Source organism: Streptomyces sp. NPDC002845 (assembly GCF_053591955.1).
The window spans coordinates 66,388-88,888 of the sequence record NZ_JBSFUU010000017.1 but is presented as its reverse complement, the minus strand read 5'-3'; the positions used below and the strand labels follow the sequence as shown (position 1 = coordinate 88,888).

At 68.3% G+C, this 22,501-nt stretch carries 22 protein-coding genes; 17 read left to right on the top strand and 5 right to left on the bottom strand.

The window, feature by feature from the left end:
* Nucleotides 1-5 precede the first annotated feature (5 nt).
* Complete coding sequence (locus tag ACWD3C_RS14945; RefSeq protein WP_451143833.1) at nt 6-2,528, bottom strand: hypothetical protein; 2,523 nt, start codon at nt 2,526-2,528, stop codon at nt 6-8.
* Nucleotides 2,529-3,209: 681 nt separating this feature from the next.
* On the opposite strand from ACWD3C_RS14945, the gene ACWD3C_RS14940 reads away from it, so the two are divergent.
* The 17 genes from ACWD3C_RS14940 (at nt 3,210) to ACWD3C_RS14860 (ending at nt 19,821) form a co-directional block, all read left to right on the top strand.
* Nucleotides 3,210-3,650, top strand: coding sequence for a DUF6093 family protein (locus tag ACWD3C_RS14940; protein WP_451143831.1), 441 nt, complete (start codon nt 3,210-3,212; stop codon nt 3,648-3,650).
* Entirely contained in the window at nt 3,647-4,069 is a 423-nt protein-coding gene (locus tag ACWD3C_RS14935) for a DUF6093 family protein (protein WP_451143829.1), read from the top strand. Before ACWD3C_RS14940 ends, ACWD3C_RS14935 begins: the two co-directional genes overlap by 4 nt.
* Before the next feature lie 135 nt (nt 4,070-4,204).
* The gene (locus ACWD3C_RS14930) at nt 4,205-4,609 is read left to right on the top strand and encodes a hypothetical protein (protein WP_451143827.1); all 405 of its coding nucleotides are present in this window, start codon (nt 4,205-4,207) and stop codon (nt 4,607-4,609) included.
* Nucleotides 4,610-4,612: 3 nt separating this feature from the next.
* On the top strand, nt 4,613-5,050 hold the full coding sequence (locus ACWD3C_RS14925; protein ID WP_451143825.1) for an HK97 gp10 family phage protein: 438 nt from the start codon (nt 4,613-4,615) through the stop codon (nt 5,048-5,050).
* Nucleotides 5,051-5,300: 250 nt separating this feature from the next.
* A complete protein-coding gene (locus ACWD3C_RS14920) occupies nt 5,301-5,738 on the top strand; it encodes a hypothetical protein (RefSeq protein ID WP_451143823.1) in 438 nt (145 codons plus the stop codon).
* A 144-nt stretch (nt 5,739-5,882) separates the two neighbouring features.
* Nucleotides 5,883-6,395 (top strand): phage tail tube protein, encoded by a 513-nt coding sequence (locus ACWD3C_RS14915; RefSeq protein ID WP_451143821.1) that lies wholly within the window; start codon nt 5,883-5,885, stop codon nt 6,393-6,395.
* 17 nt (nt 6,396-6,412) lie between these two features.
* On the top strand, nt 6,413-7,021 hold the full coding sequence (locus ACWD3C_RS14910) for a hypothetical protein (RefSeq protein WP_451143819.1): 609 nt from the start codon (nt 6,413-6,415) through the stop codon (nt 7,019-7,021).
* 26 nt (nt 7,022-7,047) lie between these two features.
* On the top strand, nt 7,048-7,353 hold the full coding sequence (locus tag ACWD3C_RS14905) for a hypothetical protein (RefSeq protein WP_451143817.1): 306 nt from the start codon (nt 7,048-7,050) through the stop codon (nt 7,351-7,353).
* A gap of 2 nt (nt 7,354-7,355) precedes the next feature.
* Nucleotides 7,356-12,179, top strand: coding sequence for a phage tail tape measure protein (locus ACWD3C_RS14900; protein WP_451143815.1), 4,824 nt, complete (start codon nt 7,356-7,358; stop codon nt 12,177-12,179).
* Nucleotides 12,179-13,078, top strand: coding sequence for a phage distal tail protein (locus ACWD3C_RS14895; protein ID WP_451143813.1), 900 nt, complete (start codon nt 12,179-12,181; stop codon nt 13,076-13,078). Before ACWD3C_RS14900 ends, ACWD3C_RS14895 begins: the two co-directional genes overlap by 1 nt.
* Before the next feature lie 30 nt (nt 13,079-13,108).
* Complete coding sequence (locus ACWD3C_RS14890) at nt 13,109-14,038, top strand: hypothetical protein (RefSeq protein WP_451143811.1); 930 nt, start codon at nt 13,109-13,111, stop codon at nt 14,036-14,038.
* Nucleotides 14,038-15,132: a hypothetical protein gene (locus ACWD3C_RS14885; RefSeq protein WP_451143809.1), complete on the top strand. Its 1,095-nt coding sequence runs from the start codon at nt 14,038-14,040 to the stop codon at nt 15,130-15,132. The genes ACWD3C_RS14890 and ACWD3C_RS14885 overlap by 1 nt, the downstream gene beginning before the upstream one ends.
* Nucleotides 15,129-17,387, top strand: a complete 2,259-nt coding sequence (locus ACWD3C_RS14880) for a hypothetical protein (protein WP_451143807.1) — start codon at nt 15,129-15,131, stop codon at nt 17,385-17,387. The genes ACWD3C_RS14885 and ACWD3C_RS14880 overlap by 4 nt, the downstream gene beginning before the upstream one ends.
* A gap of 119 nt (nt 17,388-17,506) precedes the next feature.
* A complete protein-coding gene (locus ACWD3C_RS14875; protein WP_451143805.1) occupies nt 17,507-17,863 on the top strand; it encodes a hypothetical protein in 357 nt (118 codons plus the stop codon).
* Nucleotides 17,864-17,924: 61 nt separating this feature from the next.
* Entirely contained in the window at nt 17,925-18,857 is a 933-nt protein-coding gene (locus tag ACWD3C_RS14870) for a GH25 family lysozyme (RefSeq protein ID WP_451143803.1), read from the top strand.
* Between the two features lie 7 nt (nt 18,858-18,864).
* Nucleotides 18,865-19,098, top strand: coding sequence for a hypothetical protein (locus tag ACWD3C_RS14865; RefSeq protein ID WP_451143801.1), 234 nt, complete (start codon nt 18,865-18,867; stop codon nt 19,096-19,098).
* A gap of 165 nt (nt 19,099-19,263) precedes the next feature.
* The gene (locus ACWD3C_RS14860; RefSeq protein ID WP_451143799.1) at nt 19,264-19,821 is read left to right on the top strand and encodes a hypothetical protein; all 558 of its coding nucleotides are present in this window, start codon (nt 19,264-19,266) and stop codon (nt 19,819-19,821) included.
* 63 nt (nt 19,822-19,884) lie between these two features.
* Here the strand turns inward: ACWD3C_RS14860 and ACWD3C_RS14855 are convergent, their stop codons facing one another.
* The 4 genes from ACWD3C_RS14855 to ACWD3C_RS14840 form a co-directional block, all read right to left on the bottom strand.
* Nucleotides 19,885-20,412 (bottom strand): SMI1/KNR4 family protein, encoded by a 528-nt coding sequence (locus ACWD3C_RS14855; protein ID WP_451143797.1) that lies wholly within the window; start codon nt 20,410-20,412, stop codon nt 19,885-19,887.
* A gap of 78 nt (nt 20,413-20,490) precedes the next feature.
* On the bottom strand, nt 20,491-20,904 hold the full coding sequence (locus ACWD3C_RS14850) for a cytidine deaminase family protein (RefSeq protein WP_451143795.1): 414 nt from the start codon (nt 20,902-20,904) through the stop codon (nt 20,491-20,493).
* 293 nt (nt 20,905-21,197) lie between these two features.
* On the bottom strand, nt 21,198-21,698 hold the full coding sequence (locus tag ACWD3C_RS14845) for a transmembrane transport protein (protein ID WP_451143793.1): 501 nt from the start codon (nt 21,696-21,698) through the stop codon (nt 21,198-21,200).
* Nucleotides 21,695-22,243, bottom strand: a complete 549-nt coding sequence (locus ACWD3C_RS14840) for an RNA polymerase sigma factor (protein ID WP_451143791.1) — start codon at nt 22,241-22,243, stop codon at nt 21,695-21,697. The genes ACWD3C_RS14845 and ACWD3C_RS14840 overlap by 4 nt, the downstream gene beginning before the upstream one ends.
* Nucleotides 22,244-22,501 lie beyond the last annotated feature (258 nt).

The window sequence follows — 22,501 nt, the reverse complement described above, 5'->3', positions numbered from 1 at the left end:
TCCTGTCAGCATCTCGGTGGGCAGGGATTGGGGTGAACGGCGAAGGATACCCAGCGGGGTTTGTAGATGCTGGGGTCCTTGTAGTGCGAGCCTTCCTCGGAGACCCGGCTGTCGAACGTGTTGACGTTGTAACTGAAGGTGAAGTGGGTTCCGTCGGAGTTCAGTTGCGGGTGTATGTGCGCGTTGTAGGCGAAGATGTTTTCGTCGCCGTACGTGCCCCACAGCCCGGTCTCCGGCATCTTGTACACCTCTGCCTGGTTGTACCATCCGCCTGCTGGATCGCAGGAGGAGTAGGAGTACACCTGGGCGTTGAAGGCCAGGTTGCTGTCCTGGGTGAGCAGCATGAACTGGCCGTTCCAGGGGGTGACGCTGTATTCGTTGGCCACGCCGGTCAGAGTGTTGGAGGTGCGCCGCTCATCGAGTGCCCACCGGTTGTTCGCCGGGTCGAGGAACTCCCAGCGGGTGTTGAGGTCGTCGCCCAGGACGCGGGCGACGCGCATCGACTTCTTGGTGGGGGCGTCGTCCACGCCGTAGATGTACGTGTATCCGTCGCCGCTTTTGCTGGACGGCAGGATGCCCGATCCCCAGGTGACGCCCCCGGCCGAGGGCAACGGGACGACACTCAAAGGAGAGTTGAGGTCGGAGAGCGAGAAGGTGGCCAGCACGCTGTGGTGCCAGCCCCAGTCCCACAGGCCGTCGCCGAAGCGGTAGTACTCCTGGAAGATCACCTGGAGGTACTTGGTGCCGCCGCGCTCCGCGATCATTCCGTCGCCGAGCCAGTACCAGTGGCCGGCATCGTTGTTGGGCATGATCGCGGTCCGGTTCGGGCCGGTGATCGTCGTCAGGTTCGAACCGTCCTGGATGACGAAGGAGCTGTTGATCAGTGGGGCGCTGGTGGGTCTGGTGCCGTCCGAGTTGAGCGGCCCGAGGAAGGTGTCCGAGAAGAGCCAGAGGTTACGGCCGTCGGGTAGCCGTACCGAGTAGGTGGAGTCGCCGCCGGTCCAGCCGTTCGGCGTGCTCCTCGCGTAGTCCAGGAAGGCGCTCTGCGGGGCCGCACCGGGCGTCACCTCGGAGAATACCGGCGACTTCAGAGAGCAGCTTTTCGGCTGGTGGGCCTTGACCGGGCCCGGGTCCTCGTAGACGGAGGCCGCGCCGGAGTCGAGCCAGAAGTCCTCGCTGTCGAGGATGCGTTGGTTCTGGTAGAAGTTGCTGAGCGCGGTGCCCACGCCGCCGTTCTGCCTCCTGGGCATGCTGGCGCGGGCGCACTCGCCGGTGGTGCCGGATTTCGTCCACGCCTGCACGGCGTAGTCCGTGGACGGCCATCCGGATCCCGAACCCCCCGGCCAGACCGTCCATTGCTGGCACTCCGTCCCCGAGGAGATGCCCGTCTGGCCGCCGCTCTCCTTGGTGGCGGCGAAGGGAAACTCGTCGCACTCGATGCTGTCGGGGTCGGGATAGCTCTTCCCGCCGAAGCGGTCCTCCTTGACCCACGAACTGTCACAGACCTTCTTGCGGTTCTCCTCCCTCACCGTCGAGTCGCCCTCGCGGTGCAGCGCCTCGCCCATGCCCAGCCAGCCGATGTGGGACTCCAGGCTCGCCTGGACGCGGCCGATGTAGTCACGGGCGCCGGGGTAGGCGGAGCCGTCGACGACCATCGTCGGGGTGTAGCTGGGGACGACACAGCCCGCGGTGCCGCCGATCTCGTCGTCGCAGCGGATCTCGTAGTCGTACCCGCCCCACGAGACGGTGGAGCTCTTGCCGCTGTCCGGCTTGGTGAACGTCAGGGTCCACAGCATCAGGATCGAGTCGTGGCCGTTCGCCCCGGTCCAGCTGCGATGCACGGTGCCCTCCCACCAGTAGCCGACCGAGGGCAGGGGCAGCTCGCCGACCCACGGGTCCTGCCCGCCGTCGGAGCAGCCGGTGAGGTAGTTGCACTCCGTGTTGGCGGAGACGGTCACGGTGGCCAGGGCGGGATCCATGCGATCGACCCGCATGTAGAACTCCTCCATGAAGTCCGACTGCCTGGGCTCGGTGTCAATCTCCTGCGCGGTGGTGATGTCGGCCATCCCGAGCTCGCTGCCGTCGGTGTCCCAGACGATGACACCCCAGTACCGCACGGAGCAGATGCTGAAGCGGGTCACCTGGATGAGGGCCGTGCCCCCGTCGCACCAGACGGGGAGGGCGTCGGCCGCGGTAAGGGCGGCTGAGGCGGGGGCCCGTCTCTCCTCGACGCAGACCGCGCCGCCTTTGCGTTTCGCCGGATCACGCCTCAGCTCGTCGCAGCTGACGCCTTGCTTGATCCTCGACCGCTTCTCCTCGACCTTCTGAGGCTTGCGATCGGCCTGCTTCTGGTTCTTGAAGCTCTGTTTCGCTGCCGCGGGAAGCGGCTCGGTGGCCTCCGCAGCGGTCTCCTGCTGGGGCGACCTGGTCTGTCCGGCCATTCCGGCCGCGGGCCCCGGCGGCCCACCGGCACGCCCGGGCGCCGAGAGGGCGGGGGTCTGCGCGGTGGCAGCCAGCAAAACGATCACTGCGCAGAGCATCAGGAAGGCGCGTCTGAGACGCACACGTCTTAAACCCACAGGGGTACGTCCTTTTCTCCCGGTACGGATACGAGGGAGCCCCAGGCGGTGGGGGGATGGACATGCGTACGCCCGGGCATCTAGAGGGCCCGGACGTTACGTGTACATGACTTTTTGGTCAAGGCATTTCACACTGGAACCAGACCGCCTTGCCGCCACCCGATCTCGGCCCCACACCCCGTTTGTCCACGACGGCGTCCAGCAGCGCGAGCCCCCGACCGCTTTCGGCCTCCGGCGACAACTCGGATGTCGTCTTCTACTACTTACGTCTTGGCCAGCGACAGAGGCAAGCCCGGCCGGGGAACACAGCGGGCGCCCCACCCGCCTTCGGGCCCTCGAAGTTATCCACAGGGTCCGACATGTTTCGGTGCGGGGATTCACTCGACACGCAGACCGGCGGGAAGGCGACATCCTGTACCGGGTCGAACGCGGCGAACTCCCCAGGGGTGCACGGTGCCTTGCTGCCGGAGTACAGCGGTAGGACGTTGCAGCGAACGCCCGCTGGAAGTAGGACGAAAGTGGCACGGAAGTTGGACAAGGCTGGGTTTGAGGCGTGGCCCGATCCAGGAGGTGCTTTGGCGATCTGTGCTGCGCCTGAGGCTGTCTGTGCCGCCGCCTACGCTCAGGCGCATGAGCGTTCCTGTAAATGAGGGACTGACCCTTGGGGCCGTCAGCGAGATCGTCGAGAAGAAGATCCTCACCGACACGGTGAGGATCTACCGACCGGGTGAGCCGGTTTTCAACCCGGACACCGGGCAGTACGAGCCGGGACCGCCTGTCACCGTGTACGAAGGGCCGGGTGGGATCTTCCCAGATGGAGGTCCGGGCATCGTGCTGCATCTCGAAGGGCAGGCGTACGTGGACGACTTCACGTCCCGGTACAAGCTGCTCACTCCGCTTGCCGCGCCGGTTGCCTCCCGTGAGGACACGGTGATGATCACGGCTGCCGCCGATCCGGTGGCGGTGGGCCGTACTTGGCGGGTGCTCGACATTGGGGAGACGTCCACGCTCGCCGTGGTGCGTACGACTTGGCTGGATCAGGAGACGCAGAGTAGTGGGAGTGCCGCGTGAGTACGCCCGTTGATACGGCGGAGGAGCGACAGCGCCTGGAGGCTGTGGTGCTGGTCGACACCGTGCGCATTAGCCGGCCGACTGGCACTGCGGTTCTGGACTCCGAAACGGGGCTGCTTGGCCCGGTGCCCTCGGCTCTCGTGTACGAGGGCCCTGGCGCGGTGTTGTCTGGGCACGGGCAGGTTACTGCGCAGCATGTGCTGGGCCGTGAGTGGCTGGATGACACGGTGTCCTGGTACCGGCTTCTTACCCCGATCTCCACGCCGGTGCCGTCGCGTTACGACCGGGTGGAGGTCATCGAGGCGGCGGCGGAACATGCGGCGACGCTGGGGCGGGTGTGGCAGGTCCTCGATCCGTCGGAGGCGTCGACGGTGGAGATCGCGCGGGTTACCCGCCTGGACGAGATCACGCCACCGTGATCGGAAGCGGCGTTGCCGAGGCTTCACCGGCGCCTGAAACCCGGGGATCGGTGGTGCCTGGGGGAGGGGTTCGCCGCCGACACTGACTGGCCTTAGGTTATTTAGGTGACATTTTTGAAAGATGAGCAATCTGCAATGGCTGTTGATGTGCGCCCCGTGAAAGTCGCCGCCTCCGGCCACAGCGCCGTGGTGGAGATCGACGGGCACGACGTCTCCGAACTGTTGGCCGCCTACACGATCACCCACCGGGCCAGCGAGGTAGCCGAGATGGTCGTGTGGCTGTCGGCGAGCGCCTCGGCGGGCACCGTGTTCGACGGGACTGCGCGTGTGGTGGTCGGTGAGCCGCCGGACCCCGGGCCGGCCGCCGCCGCGTTTCTTGAAGCGATTGATCCCCGTGAGCTGGAGACGGCGGCACTGGCCCGGCACGATCTGATGGACGGCAGACCGCACGAGCTCACTCGGGTCATGCTTGCCCAGCTGCGTGAATGGGCGCTCGGCCAGTGGCAGGGCGCCAACGAGCCGTCTGCGCAGGAGGAATAGCTCGTGGCCTCCTCGCGGACTCCGCGCACGACTGCCCGCCCGCCGACTGGGGTGTACTCCAACGCGCTACAGATCGCCGCCCAGTTGGACGCTCGTGCCGTCAGGACCTTGCCGGAGGTGACGGGGGTGGTCCGGCACTACGCGATGCTGCTGGAGACCCGCATCAAGGCGAAGGCCAGCGGTCGGCCGGGCCCGAACGCCCCGACCGGCGACTACCGCCGCTCATGGACGCATGAGGTGTCGGCGAACGCTGTCTCCGTCACGGCCGTGGTGGGTACCAGCAAGCCCCAGGCCAGAAGGCTGGAGTTCGGCTTCGTTGGCCAGGACTCGCTGGGAAGAGTCTTCAACCAGCCACCTTTCCCGCATGTCGGACCTGCCGTCGAGGAGATCCGGCCTCTCTTCCTGACGACGCTCGGCGAGACCATCCGCGACGGGCTGTGAGTGGCGGCGGCAATGTCAGCACGGTTCCGCACATGCAGCCAACGAAGCGCGCCAGCAGAACGGATACCGGCTGCCTTCCTCCCGCACGGTCATGGCCACCGAAGCAAGGGGACGACGCGAGGACGATCGAGCCTTCGACCGAGATGGCGGTGCGGCATCGGCGGGGTTGCCCCCCCTACTCCCTGCTCGGCGTGGAGGTCGGCACACCAACCCGCCGCTTCAACCACGCGGACAAAGAGGAGGAGTGGACATGCCCGTCTCCGGTCGGCTCGTGTCACTGGCCGCGCAGTCGATGCTCGCTGCCGCGACGACCCGCTCGTGCGGGTACGGTACGGCGCCGACCTCGTCCAGCACGCCCAGCGGGGCGACGATTCCGTACAGCGTGCTGTATCCGTTGGGCATCACCACCTCCGGTCCCGCGTACGGTGATGCCGACGCAGACGCCCGGGTGCTGTTCCAGGTCACCTCAGTGGCCCTCACCGCCGAGCAGGCGGAGTGGATGGCCGACAGGGTGCGTACCGCGATCCTCGGTCGGACGAGCAGCGGCGACTTCGTCAACGCCGTCACCGTCGCCGGATGTGCAGTCATTGGCCGGGAGCTCGACAAGGAGGAAGGAGTCACCGTCAGTGGCGGCGTATACAGTTACGTGCAGCGGTACGTCCTCACCGTGACCACTCTCGGGTCCTGACGTATCAGCCACCTCACCGCGGAGGCCCTGTCGCGGACGCCCGGCCACACCGGTACGGGCCGAACTCCCCTTTCGCATCGCGCGATTCGTAGGGGACGGGCCTCCGGTGCGCTCTCGGGGCCGGTCCTCGGAGAGCGAGAGTCAGTGGCTGTCACGCAGCAGCGGTACATGCGCCGCGGCGTCACGAAGTTCCTCTTCCTCAAGGCCATCGAGGCCTCGACCAACATCCCCACCCGCCCGGAGCTGGGCAGCCCCAATGGCACCGACCTGTCGGCGGCCATCTCCGACATCGAGGGCTGGGCACTGGAGAACACCGCCATCGACACCCCGGACATGGCCAGCGAGTTCACGTCGAACATCCCCGGTGAGGACAAGGCCGACAACAGCTCCCTGACGTTCTACGAGGACAAGATCGACGGCACCTTGGAGTCACTCCTGTCCAAGGGCGTCGAGGGGTACATCGTCATCCTCCGCAAGGGCGACATCGCCGGCAGCGAGGGCGACAGCGTCGGCAGCAAGCCGATGGACATCTTCCCCGTCCGGGTCGGTAGCCGCGCGGCCGCCTTCACAGCGAGCGCGGAGCCCGCGAAGTTCAAGGTCAGCTTCGCCGTCACCGCCGAGCCCACCCTCGACGCGGCCATCCCGGCCGCGGCCTGACCACCTGGGGGTACCGCATGGCCACGACCGCGACCACGACCACGACCACTACGACGACGCACGAACCGTCGGCCCAGGCCGTCGCGAAGGACGCGCACTGGGCCGCGAAGATGGCCCGGCTCCGGGCCCGACAACTCCCCGAGCGCCCTGTCACGTTCGTCGACGAGCCGCGCCTGAAGACGGCCGTCAACGAAGCGGCTCTCGCGCTCGCCAAGGCCCGCACCACGGCCTCGGCGGAGTCGATCGAGCAGGGCATAGCAGAGGAGCAGCGGGAGGAGTGGGTCCAGGCCCGCCCCAACGTACTTGCCGCGGTCGCCGCACTCCAGGCGGCCGAGAACGCGCTGGAGGAGGGCACGATCCGGCTCACCTTCCGTGCTCTTCCCCAGCCGGTGTGGGCGCAGCTGCTGCGTGAGCACCCTCCGACCGAGGCGCAGGCGGACATGGGGCACGAGTACAACGTCGAGACGTTCCCTGCCGCCCTGATCGCCGCGTGCTCGGTGGACGGCATGACCGAGAGCGATGCACAGGAACTCCTGGACACCTGGTCGGACGCGGACGCCAAGGCGTTGTTCACTGCCGCGCTGATGCCCAACCAGACCCTCCGGGCCGACCTGGGAAAAGGCTGATCGATGATCCCGGCTTCCGGGCCGAGATGGAGCTGTGCGCGCAGTACGGCATCCCGCACTCGCAGTTCACCGGCGCCGGACAGGGGCGGTGGACGGCCCTGGACCGGGCGAAGGCTCTGGCGTGGTTGGCGTACACCCGCACGGTGTGCAGCGGTTGCGGCACCCGGGCGGCGGAGTGGGACGAGACGCACGGTGGTGACCGGTTCGCCTACATCCCGGAGACGAGCCGCTGCCCGGGGTGCGAGTTGATCGAGATGGAGCGGGACCAGGTGCCGGAGGGCCCGGAAGGGCGCGGGGTCAAGATCGGGCTTCGGCCCCGGAAGGACAGGTAGCCGTGGCCAGCACGTACAACCTGTACGTCAACATGATGGCCAACTTCGGCCATCTGACGAGTGGCCTGCGTTCAGGAGCGACTCAGCTCCGGGCGTTCGACGGACAACTCGCCGGTGTCGGTGGCCGACTGAACCAGGTACAGGCCGCCACCACGCGGCTCGCCCGCGCGCAGGCGGCGGCATCGGCGCAGATGGTGCGCTCCCATGCGCAGGTGACGCAGGCCGCGCAGAGGGCTGCTCAGGTGCAGCAGATCACCGCCCGCGCGCAGGCAGTCGCTGCCCGGACCGCTGCCCGTGCCCAGGCCGCCGCCGCGGCCCAGTCGGCCGCCGGGGCGCGGGCCGCCCGTGCTCAGGCACTCGCACAGACGATGGCTGCGCGTGCTGCCGCCGCCACCGGGCGGGGCGCAGCGGCAGCCGCGCGGACGGCTGCTGCTGCCCAGGCCACCGCAGCCCGGGCGGCCCAGGCCCACGCTGCGGCTCAGGCGAGGACTGCGGCCGCACAGGCGGCGGCAGCCCGCGCGGCCGGAGTGGTGACGACCGCGGAGGGCCGGGCCCGTAACGCAGTCGCGGCCCGTGACGAGGCGCAGCGCACCGCCGCCCGCAACGCCCAGACGGCGGCCCGGCGCACTGCCCGCGCAGAGGCTGAACTCGCCGCGGCGCGGAACCAGCGGGCGGCGTCCCTCGCGCAGAACGGGCTGATCATCAGTGCTGTCCTCGGTGTCGGCGTGGCCAACGCCATCGCGCTGGAGCGGGAGATGGCGAACGTCATGACGATCTCCCAGCAGATCACGGGCGACAACATCGAGGCGTTCACCGACCAGATCGTCGAGCTGTCCACACAGCTGCCGCAGACGGCGGAGCAGCTGGCCCAAGGCCTGTATCAGATCGTCAGCACGGGCTTCGACGGCGCCGAGGCCATGATGATCCTCAAGGTCGCCTCACAGGGTGCCGCCGCCGGCCTGACCACGTCGGAGACCTCGGCACGCGCCCTGCTGGGCGTCCTGAAGGCGTACGGGCTGGAAGCCGCGGACGCGGTCGACGTCATGGACGTAATGTTCCAGACCGTCAACTTCGGCGTGATCTCGTTCGAGGAACTCGCGCAGCAGCTCGGAGACGTGGTGCCGATGGCGGCAGCCGCCGGCGTCGAGTTCGATGACCTCAGCTCGGCGCTGGCGGCGATCACGCTGGCCGGTATCCCGGCCGCCGAGTCCGCGACGGCCCTGAACATGCTGATGACGCGGCTGATGATTCCGACCCGGCAGGTGAAGGAGGCCATCCAGGAGCTGGGTTATGAGTCGGCGGCGTCCGCGGTGGAGCAGGACGGCCTGTACGTGGTGGTCAACAAGCTCAACAGGGCCGCCGGGGGCACGGCGGAGAACCTGGCGAACCTGTGGAAGGACATCCGCGCGACCCGTGCCGCGCTGGCGCTCGCGGCGGCGGACGGACAGAACTACGCCGACACATACGCGGGTATTGCCAACGAGGTCGAACGGGCCGGGGCCACGCAGAAGGCCTACGACATCCAGATGGACACCACAGCCGGGCAGTGGCAGCTGTTCGGCAACCAGGCCCGCGCGGTGGGCATCGACCTGGGCCGCGCGCTGTTGCCGGCGCTGCAGGCGGTCGGCGAATCCCTGAACGTGTTCGCCGGAGCCGTCAACGACCTTCCCGGACCGGTAAAGACCCTGGCGGCCGGGCTGGCCGTCCTCGTCGCCACGGCCCTGATCGCGAGGGCCGCGTTCGCGAAGTTGAGCCTTCAGGTCACCGCGTTCCGCACCAACCTGGCCGCGACCCGGGCCGGTGGCGCGCTGTTGCCCACCGTCCTGTCCGGAGCGGGTCTGGCCGTGTCCGGGCTGACCGGGCTCCTCGCCGTCGGCACCCTCGGATACGCCGCGTACACCGCGTCCAAGCAGAAGGCGAAGGACGCGACGGAGGAACTGGTCGAGGCGCTGCAGACCGAGGACGAGCAGCAGGGCAGCGGGCTGGCCCTGCGCAAGCTGGTCGAGCAGATCACCGGTGGCGACGACATCGACACCCTGAAGAACGCCGGGGTGGACATCAACGAAGCCATCGACGCGATCACCTCCGGTGGAGCGAAGCTGTCCGCGCTCAAGGCGCGGCTCGACCAGGACTCGATGGAGTACAGCCGGAAGGTCCGGGCCGGTCAGGAGCCGGGCGGGGTGGAGAACATCACCAGGTTCTCCGAGGCGAAGAAGGCGCTCGACGACCGGCGCAGGATCTGGAATCAGTCGATCAAGGACTACGAGGAGCGGCTGGAGCAGGAACGCATCATCGCCGCGAAGATCCGGCAGCAGGCCACCAGCAACTCGGCATGGAACCTGGACCAGCTGATCCCGCTCGACAAGAACGGCGCCCCTCAATACACCGAGGACATGAAGGCCCTCGCTGATGCGGTGGGGGACGCGGTCGACCCGTCGCGTGCGTTCAAGGACGCTCAGACCAAGGCTGGCGAGGCCATGCGCAAGGCGGGCAAGGACGCCGATTCCGCGAAGGTGTCGCTGCGCGACTACATGAGGGAACTGCGCGCCCAGGCGGAGGCGCAGCGCGACTTCCAGTCGAATCTGTCGGAGCTGGCGATCGAGGGGTACGGGGACCTGACCACTCACTTCGCCGAGCTCGGGGTCGACTCGGCGCCCATGCTCGCCGAACTCGTCACGAGCCTGAGGGCGGGCAAGACGAAGATCGCCGACGAGATGCAGGCGATCGTCACCGAGGATGCCGCGCGGTCCACCGAGGCGTACAAGCAGGGCCTGGACCTGCTGCCCGCGATCGCCGCCCAGTACGGCGAGAAGATCGCCCGCGAGTGGGCGAAGGCGTCGGAGACGAACGATCCGGCCGCGTTCGCCCGGGTCACCTCGAAGATGGCGTTCAGCCAGCTCGGCGAGGCCGCGAAGGCCAGTTCGGCTGACGCCCGCCAACAGCTGGAGCGCGGCATGGAGCTGATCGCCGAGGTCGCCCGGCGCAAGGGCCAGGACTCGGCCGCCGCTTTCAAGGACGCCCTCCTCGACGGCCGGATCGAGACGGCCATGGGCACCCTCAAGGCGATCTGGGGCGCCGATGCGGAGGTGAAGGTCCCTGACCTGGCAGGCGTGGTCGGAGCCTTCCACACGGCAGGTCGGAACGCGCGGGACTCGTGGGCCGGGATGCTCGACCTGATCACGGTCGTGTCGCGGGAGAAGGGATCACAGGCCGCCGCGTCCCTCACGTCCGCTCTGCTATCCGGCGACATGGCCGCCGTCCAGTCGCAGCTCGACGCCATTGGGGTCTCGGTGCAGAGCATCCCCGGCAGCAAGACCGTCACTGTCAGCGTGACGGCGAATCAGCCGCCACCGATCGTCGTCCCGCTGGTCATCAAGCGACAGGCCACGTCCTACGACCGTGATGCCAACGGCGTCCCGGACAGGATCCAGGCACCGCAGGCCGACGGCTCCGTGCTCGACTTCTACGCCGACGGCGGCATCCGACGTGAGAACCACGTCGCGCAGGTCGCCCCCGCGGGCGCCTGGCGAGTGTGGGCGGAGCCCTCCACTGGGGGCGAAAGCTACATACCCCTTCACCCCTCCAAGCGCGTCCGCTCCCGGGCGATCGCCGAAGAGACCGTACGGCGCCTCGGCGGCCGCCACATCGAGTGGTACGCCGACGGCGGCTTGTCCGGCTGGTCGTACAGCCCCACGAGCCTGTCCGAGCTGGTGCAGGTGTCATCGGTCCGCTCGGACTCGATGCGTACCGTCAAGCGCAAGGGGAAGGAGGTCGAGATCTTCGACCTGGCTCTGTTCGAGAAGAACCTCGACAAGGCGTCGAAGAAGGCCGCCGCCTGGCGCAGGAACCTCGCCAGGGTGGCCCGCCGCGCCGGGCAGGACGTCGCCGACGCCCTGGAGGCCATGGGCGAGGACGGGGTGGAACTGACCCGCAAGATGGCCACCGGCAGCTCCAAGTACCTCAAAGAGATGACGAAGGACCTTCAGCGGCTGGGCGTGATCGCGAAGGCCACCCTGGGCGACTTCACCACCCAGCTCAAGGCCGCAGTCAAGGACCAGAAGGCGTTCGAGACGAACCTCGCCAGGCTCGCCGCGATGGGCTACCAGGACCTCGCGACGCTCCTCGCCGAGCAGGGCGACGAGGACGCGGAGGCCCTGGCCGCCGAAGCGGTGAAGTCCAGGAAGAAGGCGAAGTCCGCCAACAAGGCCGCGAAGTCGGCGAACAAGACCATCCCCGACGAGGACCTGCCCGACCTGCTGGCGATCATCGGGGCCATCACGACCTCGAAGACCGGCATCCACGACGTCGCCGAGGCAACCGAGCTGGACGAGGACCGCATCATCGAGATCGCCACCCTCGGCAAGGCCCGAATCAGAAAGGCCCGCGGCAGCAAGGCCAACCGGTTCCTCGCCGACTTGAACAAGGCCGCCAAAGGCCTCGCCTACCTCAGCGGAGGCATCCTCACCCCCGGCATCTACGCCACCAGCAACGGCATCGTGCGCTTCGCCGAACCAGCCACCCAGGGCGAGGCGTTCATCCCGCTCGGCCAAACCCAGCGCGGCTCGGCGACCGCCGTATTGCAGGACGTCGCCGCACGCTTCGGCTACCAGCTCAGCACGTCGGGCGGCCCCGGCCCCGTCCGGCTCGTCGACGCCCGCCCACAGGCCGGCATCCAGGTCGTGGTCATACGCGAGGAGCGGCCCGCCGCACTCGTCGGCTCGATGCCCGTGACCGTCAACGGCACCGCAGACCGCAGGACAGCCGACGACATCGGCGCCGCGATCATGCGGCGTCTGCGCAACGCCCAGCGCGGAGGCCGCATCTGATGCCCGCCCCCACCACTGACTACCAGATCGACTTCGCGGGCGTCCTCCTCGGCCCCGGCACCCCCTACCTCCTCGGCGACGTCACAGGACTGGGAACGCCGGAGCTGCGTACCCAGGACGTCGAACTGCCCACCGACGACGGCGCGTTCCCCGGAGTCGACCTCTACAGGCCGCGCACGGTCACCATCGAGGCGGGAATCCGCACCCCCGGCGATCCGGCTGCCGCGAACGAGGCCCTGGCCGCGCTGCACCGGGCGGCCTCCAACCCGTCCGTCCGCAAGACCGCTGGCGCGCTGGACGTACTGCGCGTGCTGTGGCCGGGCCGGGGAGTCCGCCGCTTGCACGGGCGAGTGCGCCGCGTGGAGGCCGTCACCATGACGCAGAGCCTGTACGGATGGATCCCGCTCACTCTGGAATTCGGTGCGACCGACCCGCGATGGCACGACGACACCGAGAAGCAGATCACGCTGCCCCTGGCTCTCGATGACAATGACGAAGGCTTCACCGCCCCCGTGACCGCGCCGATCACCACCGGGGTCGCCGACCCCATGGAGCGCCCCGGCTGGGTCACGAACGCCGGTGACCTTCCCGCCTGGCCCAGCATCACCATCACCGGTCCCGCTGTGAACCCAAGGGTCTGGATCGTGGAGACCGGGCGTGCCCTGGAGCTGACGAACAGCACCGGCGTGGGGGAGTACCTGCGGATCGACACCCGACCCGGCACCCGCTGGGTGCTGAGGAACGGCACCGGCAACGCCTCAGCGGCCCTCACCGCCGCCTCCCGCCTGGACCTGTTCACCATCCCCGCCGGCACCAGCGAGATCCGGTGGGGCGCGACCGACTACACCAACACCGCCCGCCTCACCGTGTCCTGGCGGGACGCGTACACCGCCCTGTAGGGCCTTGCCCTTGTTAGGAGCCGCACCGATATGGCGCTGATCCAGCCGCCCATGCTCACCCACGGCGGAACCCACCCCGCCCGAGCCTTCCGCATGATGATCCGCGACATGTCACGCGGCAGCCAGGGCGTGACCGAGGGAAACGACCTGAAGGTCAGGCAATGGGCCACCCCCGGCGCCGGCGTTCGCGTCGGCGATGGCTCGGCCGTCGTGACGGGCGCCGCGTGGGGCCAGGGCTCCTACACCCAGTACAACGTGGGCGACGCCAGTGTGCCGATCGCCCCGACCGGTTCCTCGGCCCGCTCCGACCTGGTCTGCCTGCGCGTGGAAGACCCGGAGTACGAAGGCAATCGGGACCCGGCCGCCGACGACATCGGCTACTTCCACGTCGTGTCCGGTGTGTCCGCCACAGCCAGCACGGCCCCGTCGGGCATGACCGCGATCCCGCTGGCCCGCCTCGACATCCCGGCGAACACGGCCACGATCACCAACGCGATGATCACGGATCTGCGGCGGATTGCGAACCCGCGCCGGGACCGCAAGCTGTACACCGCGTACCCGTCCTCGCTGAGCAGGCTGATCGCCCAGAACGGCCAGTGGTACAACTGGCCTGCCCCGGCCCGCTGGAGAGTCCCGGTCCCCGCCTGGGCCACCACCGCCAAACTGGTGGTGACCATCGCCGGGCTGCGCCTGTCGGAGTCCGACGTGTTCGCGCACATGCGAACCGTCCTGGGCACCGACCTCGGGCAGATCACTTCCATCGACGACGACCAGGGCTCTGGCGTACGGCGCTCCACGGTCGTCCTCGCGGACACGATCACGGTCGCTGCGGCACTGCGCGGCACGACCCAGGACCTCTACGTCCGTACCCGGCCCTCCAGGGACGAGTGGGGCAACCTCGGGGTCGACGCGGCGACCTCGCTGATCGCCGACGTCGAGTTCACCGAGGGCACCCTCTGATGACCTACCGGTACATCGCCGCCCGCGCGCTGACCGGCGAGGTCGTGGCGTGGGATCTGCCGCTGACCGGGGTCGAGTTCGGGCCCGCGCTGTCGGCCGGCGGAGGGTTCTTCGGCACCATCGAACCGCGCCTGGCACACCTGGTGCGCTCCCAGCTCGATCCGGGCAACACGCTGCTGTTCGCCGAACGGGACGCCCGGCTGATGTGGGGCGGGATCGTGTGGCGCGCCTCCCCCGAGGGGCAGGCCCTGCACGTCGAGGCGGCCGGGCCTGGCTCGTACCCGTACCGCCGCCACGACCTGCACGGCAACCTGGGCGGCCGCGGCCCCTACACGTACGCCGACCCCTGCACGGTGATCCGGCACGTGTGGGCGTACGTCCAGGAGCAGCCGGACAGCGACCTGGGCGTCGCTGTGGATGCCACTACCTCGAAGGTCACCGTCGGTACACCCGCCGACCCGTACAGCGTCAACTGGTGGGACACCCCGAGCCTGGGCGACGTCGTCGACGACATGACCGTGGTCGAGGGCGGCCCCGAGTGGACGGAAGAAGTGACCTGGAACAGGGGCACACCCCGCATGCGCATCCGCCTCGGCTGGCCACGCCTGGGTAGACGCCGCACCGACATCTCCTTCACCACCGGCGTCAACATCCTCAAGGCCGTGCCCGTGGAGTACGACGCCGACAATGCCGCTCAGGTCGTTGTCGCCCTCGGCGCCGGCGAGGGCCGCAACCGCCGCCGCGCCATCGACGCCGTACGCGACAACCGCCTGCGCCTGGAATACCTCCTTGAGGTCCACTCCGAGAAGGCCAACGACCGCCTTGCCGCCCGTGCCCGCACCGAACGCGTCGCCCGGCAGGTCATCGGCGACGTCACCGAGATCACCGTCCGCGACCACCCCTCGGCGCCGATTGGCAGCTGGCAGATCGGCGACGACGTACGTGTCCGCGTCTACGACCAGTGGACCGACTTCGACACCTGGGGCCGCATCACCGGCTGGCAGATCAAACCCGCCTCCGGCGACGAGCAGGAGCACGCCGTGATCCAGATGCAGCGCGCCGATCGTTTCACCTACGGAGGAGGCACCACGTGACCACCGAGATCGCCCGCCTTGCCGCACGGGTCGCAGCCTTGGAGAAGCAGCTCGCCCGCACCACCCGCACGGCCCGCCTGGCGTACTCCTCCATCGAGAACGGCGCGGTCGAGGTCTTCGACGACGACGGCTCACTGCGCGCGATCATCGGCCAGCAGCCCGACGGCACCTCAGGCGTGACCGCCGTCAACGGCGCACCCCCGCCCACCCCAGCAGCACCGACCGCCGTACCGGTCCTCGGCGGGATCGCCGTGACCTGGACCGGCGCCTTCACCGACACCACTGCCGTGCCGCTGGACTGGGCCCGCCTGGAGATCCACACCTCCACCACAGACGGCTTCGAGCCGAATCCTGGCACTCTGCGGGCCACGCTCGAATCGCCTCAGGGCGGCACCATCCCCGTACCGGCCGAACAGCCGCTGTACGTACGGCTTGTGGCCCGTAACACCTCTGGCACCGCCTCCACCCCGTCCGACCAGGCTGGACCTGTCGAACCGGCGGTCGTCGTGGCCGAGGACGTCCTCGAAGGGATCATCACCGAGACCAAGCTGGCGGACGAGGCCGTTACGCGGGCCAAGGTGCAACTCGGTGCGATCGGTCCGGATCAACTGGCCGTCGGCGTAGGGAACCTGGTCCCCGATCCGTCGTTCGAAGGCCCGGCGACCCTGGCCCTGCTCGCCGAACTCCCCGAAGGGCAGCGCCCGGACTGGACCCTGGCGACCCCGGGTGCCGACTCGCCGCAAGCCCTCACGGTCGACTGCACCAGCGACACCGTGACGTGGAAGAACCTCGTCCTGAGCCAGTTCCCGGTACTGCCCGGCGAGCGGCACTTCATCGCCGTGGACTACCGGGTCTCCGAGAACTTCGACGGAACCGGGACGAAGATCGTCCTGCGGTACCAGGACGCGGCCGGAGCCGTCATCGGCTACGGCGAGGCTGCTGAAGCACCGACCCTCGGCGGACCGTGGAGGAGAGTGACAGCCCAAGTCCAGGCCCCGCCCGACACCGTGTCCGCCGCACTGGTGGTGGAGGCCTCCGAAGTCACCAAGGGGCGGGCCTGGTTCGACAACGCCGAGCTGCGCACCCTGGTCGTGGCCGGCCTCATCCTCGCCGAGTCCATCGGCGCCAACGAGTTGGCAGCCGACTCGGTGGTCGGCCGGAATGTCGTCGCCCAGACCATCACTGGCAGGGAGATCAAGTTCTCCTCCATCACCGGTGACCACCTGGAGGCGAACTCGGCCCGGATCGCTCTGCTGACCGCGGGGTCGATCACAGCGGCCATGCTCGACGCCGACGCCATCAACGGCAAGACGATCCGAGGCGCCTTCATCAGCGGCGCCACGATCACCGGCGGTGTGCTGCGGACCGCGGCGACCGGTCAGCGCGTTGTCATCAGCCCCGGCAACACCAACCCGGAGACGGGATTCATCGCGTTCTACTCGGGGTCTGCCCAGGAATCGGCGCCAGCGGAACTCCGCACGGCCCTCGCCTACGGCTTCCAAGGCGGGGTCACTTACGAGATCCCCAGCATCTCGCTCACCGCCCCCAAGGTGAGCGGGTCAGCCCAGGAGACCGGCTTGTTCCTGCAGGCGCACGTCCCCGGCTATTCGGGGTCCGTGTTCAACCTGCACGCCAACGACCTCGGCGGCAACGGCGTGGCCTACATCAACGGCTACGGGGCGGACACGTCCAGCGTCGGTTCCTCCATCGAGCTGTACGTCCGCGACGCCCCCAGCGACTCGGCGCAGTCCTCCGCCAGGCTCACCTCCAGCGGATTCGCCGTCGACCGCGATCTCAGCGTCCACGGACGAGCCCAGGGCCGGGGGTTCGTCGCCCAGCAGACCCTCACCACCGACGTCACGTTCTCCAGCACCCAGACGGCGATCATCACCACCGACAGCATCACCTTCGAGACCGGCCGCGCCTACAGGGTCTCCGTCTGGGCTCTCCACAGAGCACCGAGCAGCAACTACGCGCTGTACCGGATCCGGAAGAACAACGTCTCCGGGACGATCTACAAGAACCAGATACGCGTCAGCAACCTGCAAGGCTCCCCGGCGAACGCGGCGGTCTCCTTCCAGACCATCCTGACCAACACCACAGGCAGCACCATCACAACCGCACTGTGCTGGACCGGCGTCCAAGGCGGAGTGGCACAGACATGGACCGTCACCGCCAACGCCGACAACGTGGCGTATCTCCTTGTAGAAGACTGCGGCTCAGCCAACGACTACGCCGGTCAGGCCATCACCTGAGCTCCCGAGCACGGCACTCGGGCGCACTTCGATCTTGCAGAGGCATGCCTCAAGACGTACGAGGGGTGATCCCCTAGCATGGAGCAACGGCGCGGGGCCGGATCTGGCGAGGAGCCACCGTGACCCTGCCACCTGGCGGTGAGCCCACTCTGTGGGAACTCCACCGCACCCTGGCGCAGTTGCGTGCCGACCAGCGAGAGGGCATGGCCCAACTCCGCGACGACCTTCGAAGCGACCTCGCCTCGCTGGCTGCACGCCTTGACGACGTGGTCACCGTGGATGTCTACCGCGCGGACCAGCGCACCGTCACCCAGCGCCTGGACACTCTGGAGCGGGACCTCAAGGCAGTGTCCCGTGCCCGCGAGGAGGACCAGACCCGGCAGACCACGACTCGTCGATGGGTGATCTCCGCGTTCGTCGCACCGCCCGTCATCTACGTCTTCCAGTTGTGGGCGACGGTGCGGGGCAGCCCGTAGCCATCACCGGCGGGCACACCATCACCAGAAACGGCGCGGGGGAGAAGGCAGTACGCGCCACATGACCGTCAAGGGAGTCGACGTCGCCTCGTATCAGGCGACGGACTTCAGCACCAAGGGACTGGACTTCGCGTTCGTCAAGATCACGGAAGGCACGTCCTACACCAACCCGAAGTGGGTTGCCCAGCGCGGGACCGCGCGCGACGCGGGCCTCGTCACCGGCTTCTACCACTTCGTCCGGCCCGGTTCGATGACCGCGCAGGCCGACTACTTCCTGTCGAAGATCAACCTGCGGGCCGGGGACATCCTCGCCCTCGACTGGGAGGACCCGGGAGTGTCCTGCGCCGAGAAGGACGCGTGGCTGAAGTACGTGAAGAGGAAGGCGCCCGGACACCGGGTGATCCTGTACTGCAACGTCGACTACTGGACCACCCGCGACACCACCTCGTACGCCGGCGACGGCCTGTGGATCGCCCAGTACAACGGAAAGCCGGGCCGGCCCAGCATCAAGGCGGAATGGAAGTTCCACCAGTACACCAGCACGCCCATCGACACGAACCTCGGTAACTTCGCCAACGCCGCCGCCCTTCGGGCATGGGCCGGCGCGTCGGGCAGCTCGACGGGGTCGGGTGCTGGTACGTCCGGTGACTCGCCATTGCCCAGCGGCAGCCGCACCTACACCATCCGCAGCGGCGACACGCTGTCCGGCATCGCGGCTCGACAGGGCGTCACGCTGCACGCGTTGCTGGACGCGAACCCCTCCTTCAAGGCCCACCCGAACACGATCTACCCGGGCCAGAAGCTGAAGATCCCGGCAGGGGCGGGCAGCGGCTCGTCCGGCGAGAAGACCGTCACGTACACGGTGCGGACCGGCGACACCCTTTCGGAGATCGCCGTCAAGTACCGCACCACCGTCGCCAGGCTCGTCAAGGCGAACGACATCAAGGACCCGGGCAAGATCTACCCGGGCGACAAGATCAAGATTGTGAAGTGAGCCCCACATGTCCGACACCAACCGTCGCACGGTACGCACCGTCGTGCAGACCCTCCTCGGGCTCGCCGCCGCGCTGCCCCTGATCGTCGAAGCCGCCGGTATCCCGCGCACTTTCGCCGGCGTCGGCGTCACCCTCGCGGTGGCCGCCGGACTCACCCGCGTGATGGCGCTCGATGCCGTGCAGAAGCTGCTTCCCAGGTGGCTGCGCACGACAGGAACCGCAGAGCAGAGCCTGAGTTGAGAGCACCCGCCTTCGCAAATGAAGCCCCCCACCGTGAGGTGGGGGGCTTCGGGCCTCTTGGAAGACCGCTTCTCACGATACCAGCGGGCTCGCCGACGGCTTCGGTGTGCGAGACCAATTATGATCTGTGCGCACTGGGAGGCCCACGGCGGGAAGGAGAGCGGGATGCAGCGTGGCAAGCCGTTCCTGGTCGGCAACCAGGAGTTCGCGGCGCTCTACTCCGTCAAGCCGCAGATGATCGGCCAGTGGATGCACCGCGGCGTGCTGGACCCCGCCAACGCGGTCATCGTGTCGGGAGTGCACTACTGGCCACTCGGGTTCGCCAAGGGGTACGGCACGACGACAGCCCGGCCGAAACACGTCGACGAGTCGGTGTTGGAGGAGCTGACCAGCAGCCAGTCTCCGGGGTGGATGGCTCAGACTCCTGAAGAGCTACCGCCCATCGTCGGACAGCAGGAGACCATCGCGTTGTTCGGCATCCCGTCGCAGGGCACCCTCGCGATGACGATCGCCAGCGGTCGCTTCCCGTCGGCGGACTGGGAGCTGTCGGGGTCGCGCCTGTGGCTCCTGGACACGATGCTGGCCGCCGCACCCGGGCTGAGGGAGACAGCGCGGAGCCTGCCCTGGGCCGTCGATGCCGAAGTGCTGGCGGCGCTCCGCGAGGGGCGTTATGAGGGGCCCGGCTCGCAGGTGCTCCCCCGGGGGCGTGCCGCCCGTTCATAGCCACACTGGAGGGTTTTTTCAAGCGATCTGGTGCCGATTCGCCTCTGGCGCAGGCGGCCGTGTTCAGCGACAGAACTCCATGATGGTGTCGTCGAAGTCGGGGAACTCGTGTATGGCCTGCTCAATCACGGAAGCTGCCGGTGCGCGGTGGCCTGGTGCGAATTGCTCCGCGATGGCCGTCAGTTCAGGATTGGGGTGTGGAACCCGGTCGGGCTCGTACGAGGTGGCTGCCTCCCAAGGGCCGAAACCGTCGGCCAGCAGCCACAAGAAGGCGTCCAGGTTGCGCGCAACGATGCCGGTCTCCCCTTCGGAGCCGAGGAAAACGACAGGCTGCTCGACCAGTGCCCGGCCTGGGCGGACCAGCCAGAACGCGGCGTATCCGCCGGTGCCGTCCTGGCCGAACACGCGGAAGTCGTCGCCATTCAGCTCGCTGTTGCCGGTCCATGCTTGGAACCAGTTGGTTGTCTCATCGGCAGACAGGAAGGCCGCGAAGGGTTCGAAGTCGACACCTTCACCGCTGGCGTAGTCGAACCGGACCGCCATGGCGGCGGCGAGCGCGGCAGGAAACTGGCGGTCTTCGCTCGGCGTCACGCGAACAGCCTAATGCTCCCGGCAGGCAGTTTGCCCTGCTGTCAGTTGACGGTGTCAGCCCGTGCTGATTGGCGCGGTCTACTCGGCGTCGAGCTGGTGGTCGGCCCAGACGTAGCTTTCGGGCAGCAGGTCTGTGATGAGAACGGTTCGGATACGGTCGTCTTTGCCGACAATGACCTTCAGGGCGGGGAAGTAGTCGAGGAGGACCTGACGGCACCGGCCGCACGGGGGAACAACCCCTCGATCTCGGTCGCCCACGGCGACGATTGTGTCCAGCTCGTAGGCGCCCTGGGCGGCTGCCGCGCCGATGAGGACCAGCTCGGCGCAGGGTCCTCCGGTGAAGTGGTAGGCGTTCACCGCGGTGACGATCCGGCCGTCCCGGGTGCGGGCCGCAGCTGCCATGGTGTGGTTGTCGCCCTGGCAGCGAGTACGAGCGACGTGCGCTGCGGCCTGGATGAGTTCGTGGTCGACGGGGTGGGGCTGCGTGGTCATCTTCTTCGCCTTCGTCAGGTGTCAGACGTTGACGCGAGTGACGAGGGTGCGCAAGCGAATATCGGCAGTCTCCTTGGCTTGAGATAAAACCTCGCCGCTCGAACGCGACCGCAAGTCGGCTTCGCCACCTTGACATGCGCACTATCTACCCCGGTTTGCCCTGATTTCCGACCGTGTCGCGAAGCCTGCTCGTGCGACAGGAGGAGCTGGTCGGAGCTGTTCGAATCCGGAGGTTTTATCTCAAGCTTGGTGATCTGGAGGGATCCGGACGGATGCATGTCGGGGTTCAGGGTTCAGGAGGCGGCATCTTGTTGCAGAGCGTCCTGTAGCCGCAGCAGCTCGCGACGACGGGCCCGCGCCCGGACCAGGACGAGTCCCGCTGTGGCGACGAGGGCTACGCCGGCCAGGGCAGTGGCCAGCGTCCCGGCTGCGGTGGCGCGTGCCGCGGCCAGTGCCGTCCCGGCCACGCCGGTCACCACGGTGACCACGAGTGCGAGCCGGGCTCCCAGCACCCGGTCCCGGGCGAACAGCGGTCGGCGCCTGCTCAGCACCCAGCCGGCGAAAGCGGCCCAGGCCAGCCCGATGGCGATCAGTCCGGCGAAGGCGGCCTGGGTGCGCGCCGGAAGTGGATGCGGTTCGGTGGCCCACAGCACCGCGATCAGTGCCGCCGCACACCCTCCCGCCAGTCCCACGGCCACGTGGCGCATCCGGGCGCCCAGCGAGACCTCCGCAGCCAGCGCGCGCTCGAGTTCCTTGGGCACATCCCGCTGAGCTGCGGGGTTCTGCTCGCTCATGCCTCGTATCCCCTCTCGGCAAGGACGCTCCGCAGCATGCGGCGCGCGCGGTGCAGCCTGCTCTTGACCGTGCCGGGCGGGACGCCGAGCACCTCCGCACAGGAAGTCAGAGACAGGTCCTGCAGGTGGAACAGAATCAGCACTTCACGCTCCACGGGCGGCAGCCTGTTGAGGCAGGCTTCTACCTGCATCGTGGTCAGCACGCCGCTGAGAGAGCCGTCATCGACGACGACGGCGTCCACCTCTTCCACGGACGTCTCCGAAGCCTGGTATGCCTGCCGCAGGTGGTCGGCGACCGCGCGCCGAGCGATGGTGAACAGCCACGGGGCGAACCGCTCCGGCTGCCGCAGCCGCGGCAGCCCGCGCACCACGGCGACCCACGCCTCCTGGGCGAGATCGTCCGCGAGGTGCGGCGAGCCGACCATGCCCCGCAGGTAGCGCCACAACGGGGCATGCCAGACCCGCACCAACTCGCGGAACGCTTCCCGCTCCCCGAGCTGGCACCGCACCGCCAACAGCCCCTCGCGCCGCCCGTCGCCCCTCACCGCACCTCCCCGCCTCGTGTCGCGTTTCACCGAGACAGTCGGCATTCGAGGCAGAAAGGTTCACACAGGCCCCTGGGCAGCCAGTCAGGAGCCTGATCACCAGGCCGAAGACCTCCCAGCGCAAGTGACCGAGCGAAGCATTCAGGCGAAACAGTCAAAGGTGCCTGACGCGGCGCGGGTAGTGGATTTTCAGGGGAAATGCGAATAAAATATAAGTATTCACTGGGAGGTGCCCGCCTGTGGGGTTCCTGTTCGAAT